Raw genomic sequence first — 22,142 nt, 5'->3', positions numbered from 1 at the left:
CCGGATGCGAGAAGTCGGATCCGGCTTTTCCGCATCCGGCTCACGGCCGCAATGGAGACCCCGATGACCGCGACGAATGACGGGCGCGCCGACGTCCTCTGGTTCCTGCCGACCCACGGCGATGGCCGCTATCTCGGCGCCCAGGAAGGGGCCCGCGAAGTCTCGATCGACTACCTCCGGCAGATCGCCCAGGGCGCCGACGAGCTCGGCTATTACGGCGTGCTGCTGCCGACCGGGCGCTCCTGCGAGGATTCCTGGATCGTCGCCTCGGCGCTGGCGCCGCTCACCAAGCGGCTGCGCTTCCTGGTGGCGGTGCGGCCCGGCCTGATGGAGCCGTCCGCGGCGGCCCGCATGACCGCGACGCTCGACCGGGTCTCGGACGGGCGCCTCCTGATCAACGTCGTCACCGGCGGCGATCCGGTGGAGCTGGCCGGCGACGGCGTGTTCCTGTCCCACGACGAGCGCTACGCCGTCACCGACGAGTTCCTGACGATCTGGCGCGGCCTGCTCTCGGGCGAGACCGTGACCTTCCAGGGCAAGCACCTGCGCACCGAGAACGGCCGGGTGATCTTCCCGCCGGTGCAGAAGCCCTATCCGCCGCTGTATTTCGGCGGCTCGTCGCCGGCCGGGATGGAGGTCGCGGCCGAGCATTGCGACGTCTACCTCACCTGGGGCGAGCCCCCGGCCCAGGTCGCGGAGAAGATCGCCGCCGCCCGTCAGGCCGCGGAGGCCAAGGGCAAGACCTTCTCCTACGGCATCCGCCTGCACGTGATCGCCCGGGAGACCGAGGCCGAGGCCTGGGATGCCGCGGAGAAGCTGATCTCGAAGCTCGACGACGCCACCATCGCCAAGGCGCAGGAGACCCTGAAGCGGCAGGATTCGGTCGGCCAGAGCCGCATGATGGCGCTCCACGGCGGCAACCGCGACAAGCTCGTGGTCTCCCCCAACCTCTGGGCCGGGGTCGGGCTGGTGCGCGGCGGCGCCGGCACGGCGCTCGTCGGCTCGGCCGATCAGGTCGCCGACCGGATGAAGGAATATATCGACCTCGGGATCGACCGGTTCATCCTCTCGGGCTACCCGCATCTCGAGGAGGCCTACCGCTTCGCTGAACTGGTCTTCCCGAAGCTGCCGCTGCGCGCCACCACGGGCCGGCCCACGGGCAACGCCCGCAACGACGGCCCGTTCGGCGAGATCATCGCCAACGATCTCGTGCCCGCCCGTCGCGTCGGGGCGCACTGAGACAGCGCCCCGACCTGCTGCGCCTGCCCGGGAATGGCCGCGTCATCGATCGGGTGGCGGGCGGGAAACCGGGTTTCCGGAGGGCCCGATGCCCTTCGGCGGCGCCCGGGGCGTGCAGCCCCGAGCGCCGGGCGACGCCCTGACGCAGGGTTCTACCCGGCTACCGCAGGAGAGCCATGACCATCTGAAATCAAGGCTTTCCCGGCCAAAGTCGCCCGTGGACAGCAGGAAGACCGGGGATGGCGCAGGTTCGGCACATCCGCGCCAAAGTCACGCCATCCTTGGCGCCCAGGTGCCGCGCCTATCACCGCGCGGCCTGCACGCGCGATCATCGGATAGCGACAAGGACATCCATGACCTCGACCAAGGCGGTCCTCCTGACCATCGGTCTGTGCCTCGGCCCGGTTGCCGCACGCGCCGAGCAATCCCCGGCCCGCGAGGCGCTCAAGCAGTACTGCACCGGCGACTACATGGATTATTGCAGCGCCTACGCGCCCGGCGGCCCCGAGGTCGAGGCCTGCTTCAAGGCGAACATGAAGAACCTGTCGCCCGGCTGCTCCGCGGCGATCACCGCCTACAAGCAGGAGAAGCGGGCGACGAAGCGCGTCAGCGAAGTCCGCTGAGGCCGCCGCTGCCGCACCTGTCGGGTCGGCATCCCGTCCTTGCGAGCCCTAGCGGAGCAACCCAGCGTGGCGCAGCGCTCGGCCGTGTCGTGCTGCCCTGGGTCACTTCGCTCCGCTCGCGATGACGGTGAACGTGAAATTCTTTGAGGACGTCGCGACGGCCCCACGAGCAGCGAATAGTGGGATATTTTCATCCGATCATTTGAATGCAATCGCAACAATGCATGACATGCATTGATTATTAATAACTGTATTTACGTCAGAGATATATCTGTTAGATTTTACTTCGTAAGTATTGTAAAAAATCCCGAACCATCAGGACCGTGACATTCCTGCACTTTCCGAGCCCGGGCGCGGCATGAGCCTCTGCGGTGCCGGAGTCGGAGATTGCCTCGTGTCCACTGTACGTTGTTTCGCGAAGAATCCTCTCACGCGCGCGCTCGTCCTGGCCGTTCTGGCGGCGAGCGTGGCCGCTTGCGCGACCACGCCGCCGGCTCAGCCGGTGCCGCTGGTCAAGAAGGGCTGAGCACCGCGTCCCGACGGGCGCAGGTTCTCCCTCGAGACGACAACCACGCACGGCCCCGGATCCGGGGCGGCGCCCTCGGCTGGCATCATCGCACGGCGATCCCCAGCGGGGCGCCGCGGCAATTGAGATGGGCCGGATTGGTGGAGACCACCCCGGCATTGCAGCCGCCCTGCAGGCCAACATAGAGCGGCGTCCCGCCCGCACCGGCGCTCGCCAGGTAGCCGATCGGCCGCGTGCCGGCGTCGAGATGGCGCGGGTTGTTGGTGACGAGGCCGGCATCGAGCCCGGCCGCGGTGCCGGCATAGACCGGCGTGTCGGCGGGCGAGGAGGGCTGCGCCAGGGTGGCGCCGATCGGGGCCGTGGCGCAACCCTTGTAGCCCGGGTCGATCGTCACCTCGCCGGCATTGCAGCCCTGCTGCGTCCCGACATAGAGCGCCACGCCCGGAGCCCGCGCGGCCGGTGGGGCCGCCGCCGCCCGGGGTGCCGGGGCCGGGTCGGCGGGGAGGGGAGGCGCCCGCCCGCCGGTCAGGGCCGCCCGCAGAGCGACGAGGCCGGCCCGGACATCCTGCAGGGTGCCGACCACCACGTAGCAGGTGTAGCTGTGCGCGCCCGCCGGGACGTTGTTCTCCCGGAAGACACAGTTCCACTTCACGGTGGCGTTGCCCGGCCCCGGCAGGGTCGCGAAGTTGAACCGGCCGTACCCGGCATTCGGCACGGTCGCCTGGGGGAGGGCGGGGCTGTAGACACCCATCGCCCGGGAGCCGTCGGGGGTGGCGAGGATCACCGGCACGCCCTGCTCGCCCGGCCCGGCCGAGAGCGGCGCGGACTGGCCCGTCGCCGGGTCGAGGTTCCAGAACGCCGTGAAGTCCGGCGGCATATAGGCGGTCGCCGCCTCGAAGGTCGCCGATTCGTGGGGTTGCGCCGTGATGTAGGTGGCGCGGTATGCGATGGCGTTGGCCACGCCCGCCGCGCCCAGGGTGACGGTCTTGGCCAGGACGTCGTCCGAGCGGGGGCCGGCATGGGGCCCGGGGCCCTTCGGGCAGCTGCCGGTGACGCGGCCCGGCTCGATCCAGTAGGCCATCTGCGACCGCGTCTGGAGCGTGTCCGGACCCCGTTTCAGCTCCGTCAGCAGGGTCGTGCTGCGCGGGCCCGTGCCGTCGGAATCGCTGCCCGCCTCGGTCGGGTTCAGGCACTCGCCGTAACCGTCGTAGGACGAGGCCGATTGCAGCTCCCGGCCGTGGTCGTGGGCGTTGATGAATTCGGTGCCGCCCCAGGTCAGGCTGTCGATCGCGCCGCCGGTCCGGGACGAGACGCCGACCGTGATCGGGGATCCGTTGAACACCCGGCTGATCGTCGCCCGGCCGCCGGGCTCGGGCCAGGCGATCGACGGCGCATCCTCGGCCTGCGCGGCCCCCGCGAGGCCGACGAGCAGGAGCGCGGCGCGCAGGGGATGGGGCAGGGGGGTCGAGGCGGACATCGGCGGCTCCTGTGAGGCGCCGGCTTAGAGCATGAGGCGGGGGAGGGGAATCCTACCTCATGATCGTGAGGCCCAGCAAAGAGATAGCCCAGTGGCCCGGCTGGGATCGCGTTCCCGCATTGTTCAGAGCGTACAAGAACTAATTGAAACCTGAGCAGTACCGCCCTATCCCCTGATCGTCAGCACGATAATTTAAGCTTCGGACTGCCATCAGATTAGAAGGCTGTGGGCAAGCCTGAGTCCCGAAATTCCGCGACGCATATGCGTACGGCATCCGGGGATCTGCTGCACCGGCCTGGGATACATCTTCGGAATGCGGATGCCGTGCCGATGACAACCACCGATTTGGCTTCCGCCAGCGGAAGACGGACCACCGAGGGGCGTGAGGCGCTGATGCGCACGGCACGCACGATCGCGGCCGCCGCCGTCGCCGCCATGGTGCTGCTGCTCGATCTCATCAGCTTCTCGCAGCTGATCTTTTCCGGCCCGCTGGCGGAGAGCCGCGTCGCCGGGATGTCGGCGATGCTGGCGGCCTACCTGCTGGGCAGCCTCGTCTTCGTCGCGCTGCGGCGGACCGTGGTGGTGTCGCTGTCCTTCATCGGGGCGGCCGCGATCGTGCAGGCGGCGATCGCTGCCGCGGTGGCCGGAGCGCTGCGGGACGCGGGCATCACCGATCCCGCCACGGTGGGCCGGATCGTGCTCGTCGCTTGCGGCGTCTCGACCTTCGCGACCGGCCTCGTCTTCGCGCTGCTCGGCACGCTGCGCGCCTCGCTGCTGGCGCAGCTCCTGCCCTACCCGGTCCTGACCGGCTTCCTCGGCGGCGTCGGGCTGCTGTTCCTGCGCAGCGGCGTGCAGATCGGCGCGCATCTCGACGATCCCGCCGCCGCGATTCTCGGACTGCTCGACCCGGCAGCGCTCGACCCGAGCCGGATCGATCCCGGAGCGCTCGGGCGCATCGCCCTGACCTTCGTCATCGGGTTCTGCGCCTTCTACCTGCCCCGGCGGATCAAGCACTGGAGCACCTACCCGACGGTCATCCTGGCGAGTCTGGTGGTCGTCCATCTCGGCCTGGCCTGGCAGGGCATCGACACGGCAGCCGCCCAGGCGGCCGGATGGCTGATCGAGGCGCTGCCCTCGGGATCCCTGCTGCAGGCCCCGGCGGTTCTCGCGCTTCGGGACCTCGACCCCGCGCTGCTCCTGCCGATCCTGCCCCGGATCGCCACCGAGATCGTCGTCGCGGTCATCATCCAGATCCTCTACGTCATCAGCGTCGAGCTGGAGATGCGGCGCGAGCTCAACATCGACCGGATGTTCGTGGCCTCGGGCGCGGCCAACCTGGTCGGGAGCCTGTTCGGCAGCCCCGCCATGGGCTTCGGGCGGACCTCGACCCTGCTGCTGCACAATATCGGCGGCAGCCATTGGCTCGGCTGGTGGCTGACGCTGGCCGTGATGGCGGCGCTGCTGGTGTTCGGCGCGAGCCCGCTGGCGCTGCTGCCGCGCCCGCTCGCCGGAGGCGCCCTGATCGCCATCGGCCTCGGGCTGCTGGTCAACCTCGCGCTGGCCTGCCGCACCTTTCCGGTCTGGGAGACCGGCATCGCCCTGGCGGTGTGCGGGGCGACCGCCCTGTTCGGTGCCACCGTGGGCTTCCTGGTTGGCGTCGTGCTGGCGATCCTGATCTTCGCGGTCCAGTACGGCCAGATCCCGGCGGTGCGCCGGGACCTGGCCGGCTCGGAGCGGCGCAGCAGCATCATCCGCGCGCCCGACACCGCCGAGCTGCTGCGCGACTCCGGCCACCGGACGCGGATCTACGCCCTGCAGGGCTACCTGTTCTTCCTCAACGCGCAGACGATCTACCGCCGGAGCGCGGCGGAGCCCGGGACCCTGCGCACCCTGATCCTGGATTTCCGCGATTGCGTCGGGCTCGACAGCTCGGCCCTGATCGCGTTCCGCAAGATCAGCCAGCTCGCCGAGCAGCGCGGCTTCGACGTGCTGCTGGTCCATCTGAGCCCGGCGGCCGGCCAGCAGGTCGCGCGCGGCGGTCTCGCCGGAGCGCGGCTGCGGATGCGTGACACCCTGGACGAGGCCCTGCGCGAGGCAGAGGCGACGCTGCTGGCCGAGGCCGGCGTCGGCGGGGAAGGCGCCGTCGCGCTGTTTGCCGAGCACATGGCCGACCGGCTCGGCTGCCCCCTCGCGCCGGCCGATTTCGCGCCCTATCTCGGCGTCCGCACCCTCGTGGCCGGAGAGGCCCTGCTCCGCCAGGGCGAGGCGGCCGACACCCTGTATTTCCTCGAACAAGGCGTCGTCTCGATCGAGATGGAGGTGCCCGGCCGCCCCAACCTGCGCCTGCGCACCACCACGGCCGGCACGGTGATCGGCGAGATCGGGCTTGTGCAGGGCGGACGGCGCACCGCCACCGCCATCGCCGAGAGCCCCTGCCGGGTGGTCGGCGTCGACCGGGCCGCGCTGGCCCGGATGGAACGGGAGCGCCCGGACCTCGCCCTGTCCCTGCAGCGCTTCCTGATCCTGGAACTCGCCGGCAAGGTCGCCAACACCAATCTGCTGCTGGAGGCCGAGCTGACCTGAGGCGCCTGGAGGATCAGGTCGCCGCCAGCACGGCGGCGAGCCCGATATGGGTCACCTGGTGCAGGAACTGATCGATCCCGATCAGCCACCAGAACCGGGCATCGGTGGTCGGGAAGCGGGCCCGCTGGCAGACCACGGCCTTGCCGCGGTCGATCGCCGTGTGGATCACGAAATCCACGGGCGCCAGCCACCACAGGGCCGGCTTGACCGCCAGGGCGATCAGCAGGGTCCCGAATCCGTGCAGGCCGGTATGGGCGCAGAGCGGCCCGGCCCAGGCGGACGCCCGCTCCTTGCCCTGCGCCATCCAGTTGGTCTGAAGGAGGAAATCGGCCGCGAGGTGCTTCACCGCGAAGGCGACGAGCAGGAGCGCGAAGGCCCCCACCGGAACGGGCGTATCGACGGACGGCATTCCGGCCCTGTCTCTCCTGGCGGGACCGCGCGGGGGTGATCCGATCCCGCGCCTCGAATCGTAGCGCCCTCCCATACACCCGCGCTGTGTCCCGCCCTTGTGATGGGTCGCACAGGCCATCACCAGCGGCAGGGAGAATCGGGGTTTTCAAAAGGCCCCAGCCCCCCGCCCTAAACCGTGAGGACGACGCGCCCCGTCGTGCGTCCGCCTTCAAGGTCGGCATGGGCCCGGGCCACGTCCCGGAGGTCGTATTCGGCTCCGATCGGGCTGGTCAGGCCGTCTTGCAGGGCCGCGATCAGGTCGGCGCTGCCGCGGCGGTACAGGTCGGGATCGTTGGCATAGGCGAGCACGCTCGGCCGTATCAGCGCGACCGGGCGGCCGGCTCCCAGGGTCTCGACCCGGAGCGGCGGAATCGGTCCGGCCGGCTGGCCGAGGCTCGCCACGATCCCGAACGGCCGGACCGCCGCGAAGGTCCGGGCCAGCATGCCGCCGCCGATGCCGTCGATCGCCAGATGCACCCCCTGCCCATCCGCCAAGGTCCGCGTCCGCTCGGCCCGGTCGCCCTCGCCGTGCAGGAAGACCGCATCGGCTCCGGCCTCCAGGGCCGGCACGCGCTTTCCCGCGGAACCGACCGTGCCGACCACATGCGCGCCGAGGCGCTTCGCCCAGCGGGTGACGATCTGGCCGAGCCCGCCCGCGGCGGCGTGGACGAGGATCCAGTCGCCAGGTCCGACCGCCCGGACCGAGTGCAGCAGCATGTGGGCGGTCAAGCCGCGCAGCATCGTGCCGCCGACGACGCGATCGGGGAGGGCGTCGGACAGCCGCACCAGACGTTCCGCCGGCAGGATCCGGGCCTCGGCATAGGCGCCCATCGGTGCGCCGTGATAGGCGACCCGGTCGCCAGGCTTCAGCGACGTGACCTCCGGCCCGACGGCCTCGACCGTCCCGGCCCCCTCGAATCCCAGCACCGGCGGGGCGGCGGAGATCGCCGTGCGGCTGACGCGCCCCGACGATCCGGATCTCCTGATCCGCCGGATCGGCGCGATGCGGTTCGGGCTCTACGCGACTCCGAACGAGGCGACGAAGCCTCCGGCGGACTGGACCTTCATCGGCTACGATTCCGCCCTGGAGCACGTCCCTCAGCAGGCCTGGCTGCGGAGCCTGCTGGCCGGCCGGCCGATCGTGTTTCAGGCGAGCGACCTGTTCGGTCAGCAGGAGGCGGCCCGGGCCGGCCTCGGCGCCGTGGTCCTGCCCCGCTTCCTCGGGGACGGGGATTCGGCCCTGGTCCGCCTCCCGGTCGAGGAGATGCCGCCATCCCGGGATATCTGGCTCGTCACCTATCCCGACCTCAAGCGCTCGCCCGTGATTCGCGCAGCGCTGGCGTTTCTGGCGCGGGTGATCGGCCAGGGATGTCCAATGACTGCGCGAGCGGATGAGATCGGGGCGCCATGAGCTGTCCGCCGAGGCGCGGCCCGGGCCGGCCTGGTCAAGCCGTCGGACCCGCCTTCCGGACTTCATGATCCCGCGCTACGCCGGGGCTTCGACGAGCGGGGGGGAGCCAGGATGATCAAGGATCGCGTCTACATCGTCACCGGCGCGGGCTCGGGGCTCGGGGCCGCGGTGGCGCGCAGCCTCGTTGCGGCGGGCGCCAGCGTGGTGGTCGCCGATATCGCCCGGGAGGCCGGGGCCGGCGTGGCGGCGGAGCTGGGCGCGCAGGCGCGGTTCGCGGCCACCGACGTCACCAGCGAGGCGGACGGGCAGGCGGCGGTCCAGGCGGCGCTCGACGCATTCGGGCACCTGCACGGGCTCGTCAACTGCGCCGGGATCGCACCGGGCGAGAAGGTGGTCGGCCGCGATGGCCCGCACCGGCTCGACAGCTTCGCCCGGGCGGTGTCGGTCAACCTGATCGGCACGTTCAACATGATCCGGCTCGCCGCCGCGGCGATCGCCAAGGAGGCGCCGGATGCGGAGGGCGCCCGGGGCGTGATCGTCAACACCGCCTCGGTGGCGGCCTTCGACGGCCAGATCGGGCAGGCGGCCTACGCGGCCTCGAAGGGCGGCGTGGTCTCGATGACCCTGCCGATCGCCCGGGAGTTGGCCCGCCACGGCATCCGGGTCGTCACCATCGCGCCGGGGATCTTCGAGACCCCCATGATGGCCGGGATGCCCCAGGAGGTGCAGGACGCGCTGGGCCAGAGCGTGCCCTTCCCGCCGCGGCTCGGCCGCCCGTCGGAATATGCCGACCTCGTCCGGCACATCTGCGAGAACCCGATGCTGAACGGCGAGACGATCCGCCTCGACGGGGCGCTGCGGATGCCGCCCCGCTGAGCGCATAAGCGCAGCGTCCCGAAAGCCGGCGGACGCCTTCCGGGACGACGCTCTAGCCGATCGAGACGCTGGTCAGGAGCTCGGCGGCCCGGCGCACCTCCGTGACGATCAGCTCCTCGCTCGGGCCCTCGATCGGCATGTCGGACAGGATCGCGGCGACGTCGCGCTTCACGTCCTCGCGGATCTCCGGATTCTCCTCGGACAGGCGCCCGATCAGGACACCGAGGACGATCTCCAGGGCGGAGAGCTTCGCGTGCACGCGGGTGAAGTCGTCCAGCGGTTCCGGCTCGTTGTCGGTCATGGGTTGCTCCGTTGGGGACGCCTGCTCGAGTGTCGTACGACCGCAGGCTTCAATTCGGCCGCCCGCCGGCGGGCGGGGTCAGCATTGCTTCCATCTGGTTGATGGCGCTGCGCAGGGCGTCGAAGGCGGGCAGCGGCCCGCGCAGATGCGCGACAACCCGCCGGCGTGTCCGGGACGGGGCGCCGGGCTCGGTCGGCTCGTAGACCTCCATCTCCAGGGTCATCCGCCCGATCCCCGCCCCGACCCCGAAGGCCGAGACGGTCTCGAAGTAGACGATGGGCGCCTCGATGACGCCCTCGACCTGGGGCGGTGCAGCGGCCTCTCGCGTATCGGGCATGCGGGATCTCCCGGACCAGGGCGCCGCACCGTCCGGAGGACGGGCGACGCATCGCGTCAGGCATACGCTCCCGCGGCCGGCTCGGTCGATCCCGGGGCGAGCCGCGATCAGGCGGCCGCGCTCTCGGTCCAGGCGGCCAGGGCCGCCGCGACGCCGGCGCCCGGCGGGACGGAAAACCCTTCCGCCCGCAGGACCGCCTCCAGGGCGCCCAGGGTGATCAGCACCTTGTGCTTGCGGGCATTGTAGCCCATCGCGCCGATCCGCCAGACCTTGCCGGCCAGCGGCCCGAAGGCGGTGCCGATCTCGATCTCGAAATCCTCCCGCATCCGCCGCCGCACTGCCTCGCCATCGATCCCGTCCGGGATGTAGAGCGCCGTGACGTTGGTCATCCGGTAGCGGTCGTCGCCGAACACGGTGAGCCCCATGGCGCGGATGCCCGCCGCGACGGCGCGCCCGGCGGCGGCGTGCCGGCGGTAGCAGGCTGCCAGCCCCTCGCCCAGCAGCACCCGGGCGCATTCCCGCGCCCCGTACAGCATCGTGGTCGCCTCGGTATGGTGGTTCAGGCGCTTCTCCGACCAGTAATCCATGATCATGGCGAGGTCGAAATAGTTCGAGCCGATCCGCACGCCCAAGCCGTCGTCGATGTCGTCCCGGCGGATGCCGTGCTCGACATGGCGGCGGGAGAAGATCCGCTCGGCCGCCGCCGCCGAGACGGTGATCGGCGACGAGCCCGAAGGGCCGCCGAGGCATTTCTGCAGGCCGCCGGTCACCACGTCGACGCCCCAGCGGTCGGCGGCGATCTCCATGCCCCCGATGGTCGCGGTGGCGTCGACGTAGGAGAGGGCGCCGGCCCGGCGGCAGAGGTCGCCGAGCCCGTCGAGGGGCTGGGCCATGGTGGTGGAGGTGTCGCCGTGGACGGTCGCCACGACCTTCGGGCCGAAGCGCTCCACCGCGGCGGCGATCGCCTCCAGGGGCACCACCTCGCCCCAGGGCGCGTCCACGGTCTCGACCACGGCGCCGACCCGCTCCAGGATCTCGGTGAGCAGCAGGCCGAACCGGCCGAAATTGACCACCAGCACCCGCTCGCCGGGGGCGACCAGGCTCACCAGGGCCGCCTCGATCCCGGCCCGCGCCGTGCCGTCGACCAGGAAGGTCCAGCGGTTCTCGGTGCCGAAGATCGGGCGGTAGAGCGCCATCACCTCATTCATGTAGGCGGTCATCTCGGGGTCGAACTGCCCAAGCAAGTCGGCCGACATGGCGCGCAGCACGCGCGGATGGGCATTGACGGGTCCCGGCCCCATCAGGAGCCGCTGGGGCGGGTCGATCTCGCCGATCTGCTCGAGCACGGGCTGACTTCCTTCGCTGTCGCGCATTTCCGGGCGGGGCGACGCAATCCTCCGGCCAAATCCCTCCGGCCATGTCGCGCTCGCGCATGCTGCTAGGGATCCGCGGCGTTTCGATCAAGCAGAGCGTTTTTTCCCAAGGACGGAAACCCTGCACGACCCTCGGCGTTTCAAGGTCCCAACACCGACCCAACCAAGACTGAACCCGCAAAGGGGGATACCCGCCATGATGAAACGCTTCGCCACCGCGGCCGGACTGCTCGCCCTCTCGACGAGCCTCGCCCTGGCCCAGACCGCCACTCAGACCGACAGCAACCAGAAGGAATGGCAGGTCGCCACGGTCGCCAAGGTCGGCCTCGCCCAGGCGCTGACCACCGCCGAGTCGCAGGGCGACGAGAAGGGCGGCCGCGCCATCGACGCCGATTTCGAGAAGGCCGACAGCAAGAACCCGGCGCATTACGCCGTGAAGGTCGTCTACCCGAGCGGCAAGCTGGTGGAATACGGCATCAACGCCGATACCGGCGCGCTGTACAAGACCGAGAACCAGCCGATCGAGCGCTACTTCACCCGGTTGAAGCCCGCCGACTTCCAGAACGCCAAGACCTCGCTCAAGGACGCGCTCGCCATCGCCGAGCAGAAGGCCGGCGGCGGCAAGGCCTACGAGGCCGAGGTCGAGAAGGACGGCTCCACGGTCCAGTACGAGATCAAGGTGGCCGGCGCCGACAAGGACCAGACGGTCAAGGTCGGCCCGGACGGCAAGGTGGTCGACTGATCCCGTAGGATCACCACCCGAAGCGGCGGGGCCGTACCAAAACCTCCCCGCCGCTGCATGGTGTCGCCCCGCCGCCCGGACGCGGAGCCGGGCGGCCGCCCCGGCGATTGCTCCCGGACGATATGGCGGACCGGGAGCGCGAACATGGAATCAGGCACGCGGGACGCCCAACCGATCCTCGGGACGGCCCATACCCGGGTCGAGGGCCCCGACAAGGTCACGGGCCGGGCGCTCTACGCCTCCGACGGCCCCGGGCCGGAGACGATGGTCCGCGCCGCCCTGGTGACCAGCACCATCGCCCGGGGCCGGATCACCGGCTTCGACCTCGGCGCCGCCGAGCGGGTTCCGGGGGTGCTGGGGATCTTTACCCACCGGGAGTTCGCCGGCGCGGTGGCACCGGTGAAGCACCTGATGGCCGGCGGCTACGCCAACAGCTCGCACCGGCCGCTCGACTCCGACGCGGTCGCCTATGCCGGCCAGATCGTGGCCCTGGTGGTGGCGACGAACCAGGAGGCCGCCGAGGAAGCGGCCGGCGCGGTCCGGGTCGCCTATGCGGAGGAGCCCGCCGCCGGCGGCTTCGACGCGCCGGGGGCCGAGACCGTCCGGCTGGCAGACCTCAAGGCCCAGCACGAGGACATCGTCCGGGGCGACGCCGAGGCCGGGTTGCGAGAGGCTGCAATCCGGATCGAGGCGCGCTACGAGACCCCGATCCAGCACCACAACCCGATCGAGCTGTTCACCACCCGGGCCGCCTGGGACGGCGACAAGCTCACCGTGCATGAGCCGACGCGCTATGTCGGCGCCGTGCAGCACGGGCTCGCGGCGCAGCTTGGCCTCGACCCCGCGCAGGTGCGGGTCGTGTCCGGGTTGATCGGCGGCCATTTCGGCTCGAAATTCGCGCTGTCGCAGCACACGGCGCTGGTCGCCCTGGCATCCAAGCGTCTCGGCCGGCCGGTCTCGCTGGTGCCGACCCGGCGGCAATGCTTCACCATCGCCAATTACCGGCCGGAATCGCGTCACGCCATCCGGCTCGGGGCCGAAAGCGACGGCCGGTTCACCGCCCTGGTGCACGAGGCCGAGACGGTCACGTCGCGGTTCGATCCGTTCGTCATGGAGGGTGCCGAGGTCACGGCAAGCCTCTATGCCTGCCCGGCGATCCGGACCGAGGAGCGGGCGGTGCGGGTCGACCGCAACACCCCGGGGCCGATGCGGGCGCCCCCGGAGGTGCCCTACCTGTTCGCCCTGGAAAGCGCCGTCGACGAGATGGCCGTGGCCCTCGGGATGGACCCGATCGCCCTGCGGCGGCGCAACGACACCGCGGTTGATCCGGTCTCCGGCAAGCCGTTCTCGACACGTCCGCTCATGGCCTGCTTCGACGCGGGCGCGCGGGCCTTCGGCTGGGCGCGGCGGGCACCGCGTCCGGGGACGATGCGGGACGGGCCCTGGCGCGTGGGCCTCGGTTGCGCGGCCTCGGTGCGGCCGGTGAAGATCGCGGCCGCGACCCTGCGGGTGCGGCTGAACCCGGACGGGACCGCGGAGGTCGCCTGCGCCCATCACGAGATCGGCAACGGCATCACCACGCTGCTCGCCATGGGCGCGGCCGAGGGCCTCGGTGTGCCGGTGGAGCGGGTGACGGTCCGGCTCGGCGACACCGCCCTGCCGGCCGCCGGCATCTCGGGCGGGTCGAGCACGACCACGAGCCTGATGAACGCCCTGGCCCTCGGCTGCGGCCAGATCCGCGAGAAACTGGCCCAAGCGGCGACCGCCTCCGGGGGCCGGCTTGCCGGACGGGATCCGGGCACCCTGTCGCTGGCGGGCGGGCGGCTTTCAACCCCGGATGGCACCGGCATCGCGCTGGCCGACGCGATCGGCCCCGCGGGGGTCGAGACGCTCGCCGAGTTCGTGCCCGCGGGCGGCGACCGGGAGAAGGCGCTGGCGAGCCTACGGCAGGGCCATATCGGGCTCGCCTTCGGCGGGGGCGGGCGCGCGGTCTCCTGGGGTTTCGGGGCGCAGTTCGCGGAGGTCCACGTCCATGGCGAGACGGGAGAGATCCGGGTGGCCCGGCTCACCGGCGCCTTCGCGGCGGGGCGGATCCTCAACCCGCTGACCGCCCGGAGCCAGCTCACCGGCGGGATGATCTGGGGCCTTGGCTCGGCGCTGCTGGAAGAGACCGTGCTGGACGGGGCCGCCTACCGCAATCCGGATCTCGCCGAGTATCTGGTCCCGACCGCGGCCGACGCCCCGGAGGTCGAGGCGCTGCTGGTGCCGGACCCGGACGATCAGGTCGACGCCCTCGGCCTCAAGGGGCTGGGCGAGCTCGGCATCATCGGCGTCAACGCGGCCATCGCCAACGCTGTCCACCACGCCACCGACCGCCGGATCCGCGAGCTGCCGATCCGGCTGGAGGATGTGGCGTGAAGCGGTCACTCAACGGAAGATCGTTCTGAGAAAGCCTGGGACAACGCAGGTCCTGCTGCGATCGACGATGCAGCAAGGGCAGGACAGATCACCGTGTCACCCCGGGGTGCTGGAGACGAACCCGGGATGACGCGGTGGATGATCGAGACACCCGAAACATTTTCGAAGTCTCGAATGCCCTCCCCGGGGAGGGCTCACTTCGCCTTGAAAACCTACTCCATCGTCGGCGCGAGCTTCTTCACGCCCTGCACGTCCTCGCCGAGCCAGGCCGCGTTCTTGGCGGTGCCGTCGAAGGTCGCGCTCGTCTTGAACAGCTCGTACTTGCCCTCCAGCGCGTAGGGTTTCGAACGCGACAGCAATTCGGCCACCGTCGCCTTGTCCATCGGCTTGAAGGTCTTCACCGCCTCGAAGGCCTGGTCGAGGTCGCGCTGGTTCTGGATGCCGGTGATCACCACCGAGACCGGCAGGTTCAGCGAGAAGTGCAGGTATTCCAGCGGCTTGATCGGCGCGTCGGCCTTCAGGATCACCCCGTCGCCGAAGGTCTTCATGGCGAACGGCGCGATGCCCTCGGCCACGAGGTGCGGCAGCACGAGATGGCCGAACGAGCGGAAATGCGCGTCCATCACGTTGAGCGGCATCTGGCAGGAATCGAAGTGGAAGCCGCGCTCCTGCGCCACCGCCAGCATCTGCAGGTGGATGCGCGGGTCCTTGTGGCCGGTGAAGCCGATATAGCGCAGCTTGCCCTGCTTCTTGGCCTCGAGGAATCCCTCCATGGCCCCGCCCTCCGCGAAGACGCGGTCCGGGTCGTCGTAGCGCAGGATCTCGTGGTGCTGGACGAGGTCGATCCGGTCGGTGCGCAGGCGCAGGAGCGATTGGTCGATCTGCTTGAGTGCCTCCTCCTTGGTCCGCCCGTCCATCTTGGACATCAGGAAGACCTTGTCGCGATAGCCGCCCTGGGCCAGCGCCGCGCCCATGCGCAACTCGGAGCGGCCGTCGTTGTAGTCCCAGCAATTGTCCATGAAGGTGATGCCGCGATCGACGCCTTCGTGGATCAGCCGGGTCGCCTCGTCGTCGGTCACCGCGCTCTTGCCGAGGTGGAACCCGCCCATCCCGATCGCCGAGATCTTCTCCGACGTCTTACCGAACGACCGGTAAAGCATCTCGCCCCGGCGCTCGCCCGGATCGGTGATCAGCGGCAGGTCGGCCGGGTCCTGGGGCCGGGTGTTCGGAAGCGGTGGGACGCTCATGGCCGCACCCGCGCTGCCGGCGCCTGCCAGAGTTGTCCCTGTAAGCCCCGCGCCGAGCACGGCGCCCTGGAGGAAGCTGCGGCGTTCCATCGGATATCTCCGTTCGGGAGGGGATTCGGTTCGGAGGGTAACGGGTGGCGGGACATCATCGTTCGACCTCCTGGGCGAGGCGGCTCGCCGCGTTGAGCAGGCGCAGGGCGGCGCAGGCCGCCCCGTAGCCATTGTCGATATTGACCACCGTGATCCCGGGGGCGCAGCTCGCCAGCACCGCATCGAGGGCCGTGCGCCCGCCCGCGGCGACGCCGTAGCCCACGGAGGTCGGGACCGCGATCACCGCGCCGGCCACGAGGCCGCCGACCACGCTCGGCAGCGCCGCATCCATGCCGGCGGCGACGATCACCACCGGATGCGCGCGGATCTCCTCGATCCGCGTGGTCAGCCGCCACAGGCCGGCGACGCCGACATCGGCGAAGAGCGTCGCGGCGCGGCCGGCATAGCCGAGCGTCCGCAGGGCCTCCCGGGCCACCGGGACATCCGAGGTCCCGGCCGCCACCAATGCGATCCGGGCCGGGCCGGCGACGGCCGGGGGCTGCCCGAACACCGCCGTGCGCGAGACCGGGCAATAGTCGAGCCGCGCCGCGTGCCCGAGCCGGGAGCACTTCTCCGGATCGAGCCGGGTCAGGAGCAGCGAGGCGCCCCGGTCTCCGGCGGCCGCCAGGATCGCGTCGATCTGCTCAGGACTCTTGCCGGCGCAGAAGATCGCCTCCTCCAGGCCGATCCGCTCGGGCCGGGCGAAGTCGAGGGTGAATTCGTCCGCGACGCTCATAAGGGCGAGGCTCCGGTCAGGAAGGCGCTGCCGACCCGGTAAGGGGCGAACCGGACCGGGCCGGACAGCCGCGGCGGCGCGATCTCCCGGATGCCGGCCCCGAGTTCTTCGCGACGCTCCGGGCCGAGGGCCGCGAGGCTGCCGGGGTCGAGCTCCACCACCACGCCCTCGGCCCGCACCCGGCAGCGGACGGCACGCCGGGCGCCCGTGCCGGCATCGAGGGCGCCCCCGACCAGCCGCTCGACCGCGTGGATGAAGCCCAGGGTCTCGGGCTCGATCGGGATGCCGGTCTCGACCCGGCTCGACAGGCAGGGCGCGGACGGCAATTCGGCCACGGTCCCAAGGCCGAGATCGCGGGCGAGCGTCCGGACGGCCGCTTTGTCGAGGCCCGCCTCGACATAGGGATGGCGCACACCGTGCTCCCGGGCGGCGTCGAGGCCGGGGCGGTACTCGCCCAGGTCGTCGCGATTGGCGCCGGACAGGATCTGTCGCTCGGTGACGCTGCGGATCGCCCCGTACAGGTTGGTCTTGCAGAAGAAGCAGCGATTGACCGGGTTGGCCCGGTAGGCCGGGTCGGCGAACTCGCCGGCCTCGATCACCCGCAGGTCCCAGCCCTCCCGGGCGGCCTCGGCCCGGACCCGCGCGGTCGCCTCACCGGGCACGGCGGGGGAAACCGCGTGGACCACGAGGACCGCGTGCGGCGCCAGGCGGTGGGCGAGGGTGGCCAGCGTCAGGCTGTCGACCCCGCCGCTCACCGCCACCGCGACGGGCCCGAGTTCCGCCAGCACGGCTTCGAGCTGCGCGCGCATCACCGGTCCACCTTCGCGATCTCGTGCTTCGTCATCTCTTGCAAGGCGAGGCCCTCGGCCTCGGCCCGCAGGCGCGCCCGCTCCGCCTGGCCCGCCTGGTCCAGGGCGTCGTCGGCTTCGGCCTTGGCGGTGCGCCCGCCCGGCCGGTCGACGACCTTGACCCGGACCCGCCGCCCCTCCGGCGCGACCGTCACGGCCTCCCGGTCGAGCACCGCCCGCGCGACCCGGTGGTGGCGCAGCCCGATCGTGGTGGTCTCGCGGAAGCAGGCCGCGATCGCCGCCTCCAGGCTCTCGGGCTGAACCAGGGCCTGGATATGGGCCATCATCCGGCCCTTCTTGCCCAGGACCGGCATCTGCACGACGTCGCGCACGCCGGGCTCCGCGCGCAGGCGGTCGAGGCCCATGGCCAGGTCCTCGCCCGACTGGTCGTCGATCTCGAAGGCGATGACGGCAAGCTCGGCCCGGTCCGGCGGGTATGCGACCGCCGCGTCGAGCACGAGGGCGCGCAGGCAATTGCTGAGGCCCGGCAGGCTCTTCGTGCCGAAACCGATGCCGCTCCGCCCGATCGTGCCGGGGGGCCGGCCGCGCTCGGGCTCATGGCCGCAGAGATGGCGCAGGATCGCGGCGCCAGTGGGCGTGATGCGCTCGCCCGGGATCCCATCATCGAGGGTCGAGAAGCCTTCGAGCAAGAGCGTGGTGGCGGGGGCCGGCACCGGCAGGGGGCCGTGCTGGGTCCGCACCCGGCCGGAGCCCAGCGGCAGGGCCGAGACGCTCCAGCTCTGCACCTCGAGAGCGGCGATCAGGTGGGCGGCGGCGACGATGTCGGCGATGGAATCGAAGGCGCCGACCTCGTGGAACGCCACGGCGTCGACCGCGATGCCATGGACCCGCGCCTCGGCGTCGGCGAGGTGCCCGAAGATCGCCAGCGCATGCGCCCGGACGGCCGGCGCGAGCTCCGCCCGCTCCAGCTCCGCGCGGATCCCGGACCAGGGCCGGTGGCCGTGCGACGCCGGATCGTGCGCATGGCTGTGCGGGTGATCGTGATCATCGTGATGGTGGTGGTCCGCATGGCCGCCGTGGCGATGCGGCGTGGGGACCGTCTCCACCCCCGGGGCCGAGACCGCAAAGCGCAGCCCCCGCAGGATGCCGTCATTGTGCTCGGACGCGGCGCAGGCGATGCGCGGATCGACGGCCCGCACGCTCGCGCGCACGCCTTCCAGATGCTCGGGAAAGGCGTCGAGCAGCGCGGCGGCGAACATGTCGCCGGCCACGCCGCCGAGCGCGTCGAGGTGGATATGCATGTGTGTCGGTCGGCCCGAACCGGTTCCTGATGTCGCTCAGATCGTCCGTGGCGGGCACAAGGCAAGGGACGCAATGCTGATCCGGCGACGCGGCGTATCGCCGTCACGCCCGACCGGGCCCCCGGCGCACAGGCGCGGGGACCGGTATCGGGGGCGCGATCCGCCAGAGTCTGCACCCAATTCGCTTTTGCGTAAGGCGTCCGCTTTCGACCCTACTCAGCCTCCCAGACTGCCAACGGTACCACTCAAAAGCGGCCGTTGGTCAGCCCTTCGCCAACCTCGGTCCGGGGTGGAAAGCAGTCAGTCCAAGGCAGCCAGCACCGACCGAGTCGGTATCATGACCTTTTCGAATTGGAATGCATCGTTATCGCCGGGCAAATCATCCTGCGCGCCCGGATGGTTTGGGTCGGAATGATGCTTGTTGAAGAACTCAATGATCTTGAAGCCACACTTGTTGACATAAAAGTGAATGTTGCGTTTTTCGAAATAGGGGGTGTGCGTCTGCCAGCTAATCGTCTCGGGATATCGTTGCTCGATTGCCTGCCAAGCCTTAATCCCTAGCCCATTACCTTCCTTGCCAACCTGGAGGAAAAACAAGTCCAGTGAATTGCGGTGCGTCTCAGCGTTGATTGTCAGGACGGCACCTCCCACTTTCCGACCATCGCAGAGAATATGTAGGACTTCGGCATGGCGCGCATTTAGTGCGCCATCGAGGACTTCGTTGGATGGGATCGGGCCATCTGGCAGGTTCCCGAACTCATCAACAACTGCGACAGCGAACGCAGCCTGAAGCTCTTCCTTGAACGAAGCGTGGTCGCCGGGCTCAGCTTCGGCGAGGGTAATCTGAATGGTCTTCATGCGGCGCTTCTACACCTTTTGGCCGTGAGGCAAGCTCACCAGACGTCCGATATGGGTCAGAAGCGGGAGCGGCGGCGCCGTCCGCTTCAATGCGCGGCTGTCCCGAAGCAGACCGACGACAAACCACCCTTCCCAGATATCACCCTGGCCACGCTGATTGAGGTCAAGCTCTAAGAGATCAGCCGTCTTATCATCTTCGCGGGAACGCCGCCGACCAATATTCCCGGCTCCACATCCCGGGTCACGACCGATCCGGCCGCAACTATAGATTGCTCGCCGATCGTGACGCCGCATAAGATGAGTGCACCGGCCCCGATCCAGACGCCGTCGTGCACGCAAATATCCTTATGAAACGTCAGCCTCGTTTCCTCTGTTCGCTCGTGAAACCCCTCGACGACGAGAGTGTGGGTCGATGTTTCGAAGCTTACCCGCGGACCGATCATGCACCGATTGCCGATCTCGATCCGTGAGTCCCGACAGGCAAAACGGACCTCGGAATTGACGAACGTCTGATATCCTATCGTAAGCCCTCGGACGGTCTCGTTGCTGAAACTCTGCTCGAACACCAGGGGACTTGAAATATGCGATCTGGCCCCGACCCGAACGCCGATATGACGCAACAACGCCCGCCGCACGCCGTTAAAGGCGTAGAAGTTCGGACATCTATTGTATATGATTAGAACAAAATAGCTATATAATCGCCATAAACGGAGCGCGCTCAACGAATCAGCCTATCGCCGGCCACTCATTATGCCGGGCCCAATTCAGTATTATCCCGATCCTGGCATTCCGGGCAAGCGCGCCGCGTCGGGAGCGAGCGTCGTCGCCATCGGGGCAGGGCCAGAGGCCGGGACGCCGACCAAAAGCCGCCGCGGGCGAGGGATCAGGCCAGGTGCAGGTAGGCCGGGTCGAACAGGCCGCGCTTCATCAGCCCGTCGAGGTCGTGGATCGTCAGGCGCCGGCCGCGCAGGGCGATCAGGCCGGCGCCGCGCAGCGCCTTCAGGGTGCGATTGATGTGAACGCTGGTCTGGCCCAAGGCGTCGGCGAGGTCGGGCTGGGTCACCGGCATCGGGATCGTGTTCCCGTCCGCGAGGCCGACGCGCGCCAGCCGCAGGTACAGCTCGCAGAACAGGTGCGCGAGCCGCTCGATCGCGGTGCGGCGACCGACGCTGGCGATCCATTCCCGCTGGAGCGCGGTGGTGTCGCGCATCTCCAGCCACAGACATTCCTCGACCGCCGGCCGAGCCCGGACCGCCGCGCCGATCTGGTCCAGCGCGATGCGGGCGACGGTCACCGATGTGAGCGCCCCGATGGCGTGGTCCATGCGCGCCCGGCGGGTGACGCAGGGGTCGCACAGGTCGCCGGGCAGGAGCAGCGAGACGATCGCGCGCCGCCCGTCGGGAAACTGCCGGTACCGGCAGGCCCAGCCATCGAGGATGAGGTGGGTGTGGTGCGGGTCGTCGTGCTGGCCGACGATGTCCTGGCGCGGCGCGACCGGACGCACGTGCTGGCGGGCGAGCCCGTCGAGGGCCGCGCGGTCCTCGGGCGCGAGACGGACATGCCGCTCCATCTTCCGCAGGAAGGGGTTGGTCATGTCCGCCTCCGGTCAGAGGAGGCTGCGGCGATGCGGTTTCCGGCCCGGCACAGGCAGGCCACCCGGCCGAGGGCCCGCGCCGGCCGCATCACGCACGATCAGGCCGCTAATCGAGGCGGGCGGCACGAAGACTAATCTCGGCACGGGATATATCGGCTTCCGAACGTCGAAGTCTGGAGAATTTCGACGGCTTATGCCGCGACCGCGCAGCCGCGCGCTAACCTGCGTTAAGCGACCGCCCTGCCGGCCGGCGCGCGGCAGCCCAGCACCTCACTCGGCGGCGGCGCCCACCGAATCGGCCATCCGGGCTTGCCGGGTGCCGAGGGGCTGGGGCTCGCCCACCGTCGTGTCCTCGGCGGTCTGATGCTCCATCTCGGCATTCAGCTGGGCACCGGCGAGCACGATCATGGTCGAGATCCAAATCCAGGTCATGAAGCCGATGGCGGCGCCGAGGGAGCCGTAAGTCTTGTTGTAGCTGCCAAAATGGGCGACGTACCAGGAGAACAGCAGCGAGGCGACGAGCCACAGCAGCGCCGCGGAGGCTCCACCCGGGGTAACCCAGCGCCAGCGCGGCGCATCCCGGCTCGGGCCATAGCGGTAGAGCAGGGCGAGCCCGAGCAGGACCGCCACGAGCAGCGCCGGCCAGCGCAGCAGGGTCAGCCACCAGGCATCGGCGCCGAGCCCGACATACGACAGCACCACCGGCAGCACCACGACGGCGCCCAGCGCCAGGATCAGGAAGGCCAGCGCGCCCGCCGTGAAGGCCAGGGAGACGAGGTTGAGCACGAAGAAGTTGCGCTTCTCGCGCTCGTTATAGACGATGTTGAGCGCGTCGAAGACGTGCTTCACGCCGCCATTGGCGCTCCAGACCGACAGGGCGATGCTGACCAGCAGGCTGAGGCCCAGCGCGGTGTTACCCTGGTCGTTCAGCCGCTTGACCTGGTCGCCGACGATGTCGAGCGCGCCCTGGGGCAGGATGCCCTGGAGGCTGGTGAGCTGGTCGTTGATGGTCGAGGCGTCGGCCACGAGGCCGTAGCAGGAGACCAAAGCCGCCACCGCCGGGAAGATCGCCAGCAGGGTAAAGAAGGTCACCCCCGCCGCGATCAGCGAGAGGCGGTTCTCGCCGATGTCGCGATAGGTGCGCAGCGCGA

Annotated in this window: 20 protein-coding genes; 7 read left to right on the top strand and 13 right to left on the bottom strand. The window is 70.1% G+C overall.

Annotation, left to right across the window (positions count from 1 at the left end; translation table 11 throughout):
- The first annotated feature begins 63 nt into the window (after positions 1-63).
- The gene (ssuD, locus tag AKJ13_RS26395; RefSeq protein ID WP_007557989.1) at positions 64-1,239 is read left to right on the top strand and encodes an FMNH2-dependent alkanesulfonate monooxygenase; all 1,176 of its coding nucleotides are present in this window, start codon (positions 64-66) and stop codon (positions 1,237-1,239) included.
- A 353-nt stretch (positions 1,240-1,592) separates the two neighbouring features.
- Complete coding sequence (locus AKJ13_RS26390) at positions 1,593-1,862, top strand: hypothetical protein (protein ID WP_050735990.1); 270 nt, start codon at positions 1,593-1,595, stop codon at positions 1,860-1,862.
- Positions 1,863-2,473: 611 nt separating this feature from the next.
- Here AKJ13_RS26390 and AKJ13_RS26385 read toward each other — a convergent pair.
- Positions 2,474-3,865 carry a hypothetical protein gene (locus AKJ13_RS26385; RefSeq protein WP_050735989.1) on the bottom strand — a complete coding sequence of 464 codons (1,392 nt, stop codon included), beginning with the start codon at positions 3,863-3,865 and terminating at the stop codon, positions 2,474-2,476.
- Positions 3,866-4,195: 330 nt separating this feature from the next.
- Between AKJ13_RS26385 and AKJ13_RS26380 the strand changes: the two genes are divergently transcribed.
- On the top strand, positions 4,196-6,448 hold the full coding sequence (locus AKJ13_RS26380; protein ID WP_050735988.1) for a cyclic nucleotide-binding domain-containing protein: 2,253 nt from the start codon (positions 4,196-4,198) through the stop codon (positions 6,446-6,448).
- 13 nt (positions 6,449-6,461) lie between these two features.
- Here AKJ13_RS26380 and AKJ13_RS26375 read toward each other — a convergent pair whose 3' ends face one another.
- Positions 6,462-6,857: a DUF3307 domain-containing protein gene (locus AKJ13_RS26375; protein WP_050735987.1), complete on the bottom strand. Its 396-nt coding sequence runs from the start codon at positions 6,855-6,857 to the stop codon at positions 6,462-6,464.
- A gap of 170 nt (positions 6,858-7,027) precedes the next feature.
- Positions 7,028-7,825 carry a quinone oxidoreductase gene (locus AKJ13_RS26370; protein WP_244471740.1) on the bottom strand — a complete coding sequence of 266 codons (798 nt, stop codon included), beginning with the start codon at positions 7,823-7,825 and terminating at the stop codon, positions 7,028-7,030.
- Positions 7,826-7,847: 22 nt separating this feature from the next.
- Here AKJ13_RS26370 and AKJ13_RS26365 point away from each other — a divergent pair, with 22 nt between their 5' ends.
- Positions 7,848-8,309 carry a substrate-binding domain-containing protein gene (locus AKJ13_RS26365; RefSeq protein ID WP_244471739.1) on the top strand — a complete coding sequence of 154 codons (462 nt, stop codon included), beginning with the start codon at positions 7,848-7,850 and terminating at the stop codon, positions 8,307-8,309.
- Between the two features lie 111 nt (positions 8,310-8,420).
- Entirely contained in the window at positions 8,421-9,185 is a 765-nt protein-coding gene (locus tag AKJ13_RS26360) for a 3-hydroxyacyl-CoA dehydrogenase (protein WP_007557973.1), read from the top strand.
- A 52-nt stretch (positions 9,186-9,237) separates the two neighbouring features.
- Here AKJ13_RS26360 and AKJ13_RS26355 read toward each other — a convergent pair whose 3' ends face one another.
- The 3 genes from AKJ13_RS26355 to AKJ13_RS26345 form a co-directional block, all read right to left on the bottom strand.
- Positions 9,238-9,486: a hypothetical protein gene (locus AKJ13_RS26355; protein WP_050735986.1), complete on the bottom strand. Its 249-nt coding sequence runs from the start codon at positions 9,484-9,486 to the stop codon at positions 9,238-9,240.
- Positions 9,487-9,535: 49 nt separating this feature from the next.
- Positions 9,536-9,823: a hypothetical protein gene (locus AKJ13_RS26350; RefSeq protein ID WP_050735985.1), complete on the bottom strand. Its 288-nt coding sequence runs from the start codon at positions 9,821-9,823 to the stop codon at positions 9,536-9,538.
- A gap of 107 nt (positions 9,824-9,930) precedes the next feature.
- Positions 9,931-11,169 (bottom strand): alanine--glyoxylate aminotransferase family protein, encoded by a 1,239-nt coding sequence (locus AKJ13_RS26345; RefSeq protein WP_200905709.1) that lies wholly within the window; start codon positions 11,167-11,169, stop codon positions 9,931-9,933.
- Positions 11,170-11,392: 223 nt separating this feature from the next.
- Here AKJ13_RS26345 and AKJ13_RS26340 point away from each other — a divergent pair, with 223 nt between their 5' ends.
- Both AKJ13_RS26340 and AKJ13_RS26335 read left to right on the top strand, forming a co-directional pair.
- The gene (locus tag AKJ13_RS26340; RefSeq protein WP_050735983.1) at positions 11,393-11,938 is read left to right on the top strand and encodes a PepSY domain-containing protein; all 546 of its coding nucleotides are present in this window, start codon (positions 11,393-11,395) and stop codon (positions 11,936-11,938) included.
- A 144-nt stretch (positions 11,939-12,082) separates the two neighbouring features.
- The gene (locus AKJ13_RS26335) at positions 12,083-14,356 is read left to right on the top strand and encodes a xanthine dehydrogenase family protein molybdopterin-binding subunit (RefSeq protein ID WP_050735982.1); all 2,274 of its coding nucleotides are present in this window, start codon (positions 12,083-12,085) and stop codon (positions 14,354-14,356) included.
- Positions 14,357-14,568: 212 nt separating this feature from the next.
- Here the strand turns inward: AKJ13_RS26335 and AKJ13_RS26330 are convergent, their stop codons facing one another.
- From AKJ13_RS26330 to AKJ13_RS26295, 7 genes are all read right to left on the bottom strand, one after another.
- The gene (locus AKJ13_RS26330; RefSeq protein WP_050735981.1) at positions 14,569-15,693 is read right to left on the bottom strand and encodes an aldo/keto reductase; all 1,125 of its coding nucleotides are present in this window, start codon (positions 15,691-15,693) and stop codon (positions 14,569-14,571) included.
- A gap of 55 nt (positions 15,694-15,748) precedes the next feature.
- Positions 15,749-16,429 (bottom strand): nickel pincer cofactor biosynthesis protein LarB, encoded by a 681-nt coding sequence (gene larB / locus AKJ13_RS26325; RefSeq protein ID WP_050735980.1) that lies wholly within the window; start codon positions 16,427-16,429, stop codon positions 15,749-15,751.
- Positions 16,426-17,238, bottom strand: a complete 813-nt coding sequence (locus AKJ13_RS26320) for a potassium ABC transporter ATPase (protein WP_050735979.1) — start codon at positions 17,236-17,238, stop codon at positions 16,426-16,428. Before AKJ13_RS26320 ends, larB begins: the two co-directional genes overlap by 4 nt.
- Entirely contained in the window at positions 17,238-18,539 is a 1,302-nt protein-coding gene (locus tag AKJ13_RS26315) for a LarC family nickel insertion protein (protein ID WP_050735978.1), read from the bottom strand. Before AKJ13_RS26315 ends, AKJ13_RS26320 begins: the two co-directional genes overlap by 1 nt.
- 300 nt (positions 18,540-18,839) lie before the next feature.
- Positions 18,840-19,397, bottom strand: coding sequence for a hypothetical protein (locus AKJ13_RS26310; RefSeq protein WP_050735977.1), 558 nt, complete (start codon positions 19,395-19,397; stop codon positions 18,840-18,842).
- Between the two features lie 883 nt (positions 19,398-20,280).
- Complete coding sequence (locus AKJ13_RS26300; protein WP_050735975.1) at positions 20,281-20,991, bottom strand: Crp/Fnr family transcriptional regulator; 711 nt, start codon at positions 20,989-20,991, stop codon at positions 20,281-20,283.
- A 270-nt stretch (positions 20,992-21,261) separates the two neighbouring features.
- Positions 21,262-22,142 (bottom strand): YihY/virulence factor BrkB family protein (locus AKJ13_RS26295; RefSeq protein ID WP_050735974.1); only part of this gene is annotated, 881 nt, incomplete at its 5' end.

This window comes from Methylobacterium sp. ARG-1, assembly GCF_001262595.1.
Lineage (GTDB): Bacteria > Pseudomonadota > Alphaproteobacteria > Rhizobiales > Beijerinckiaceae > Methylobacterium > Methylobacterium brachiatum.
The sequence above is the reverse complement of the archived record's forward strand: the minus strand, read 5'-3'. Positions and strand labels throughout refer to the sequence as shown.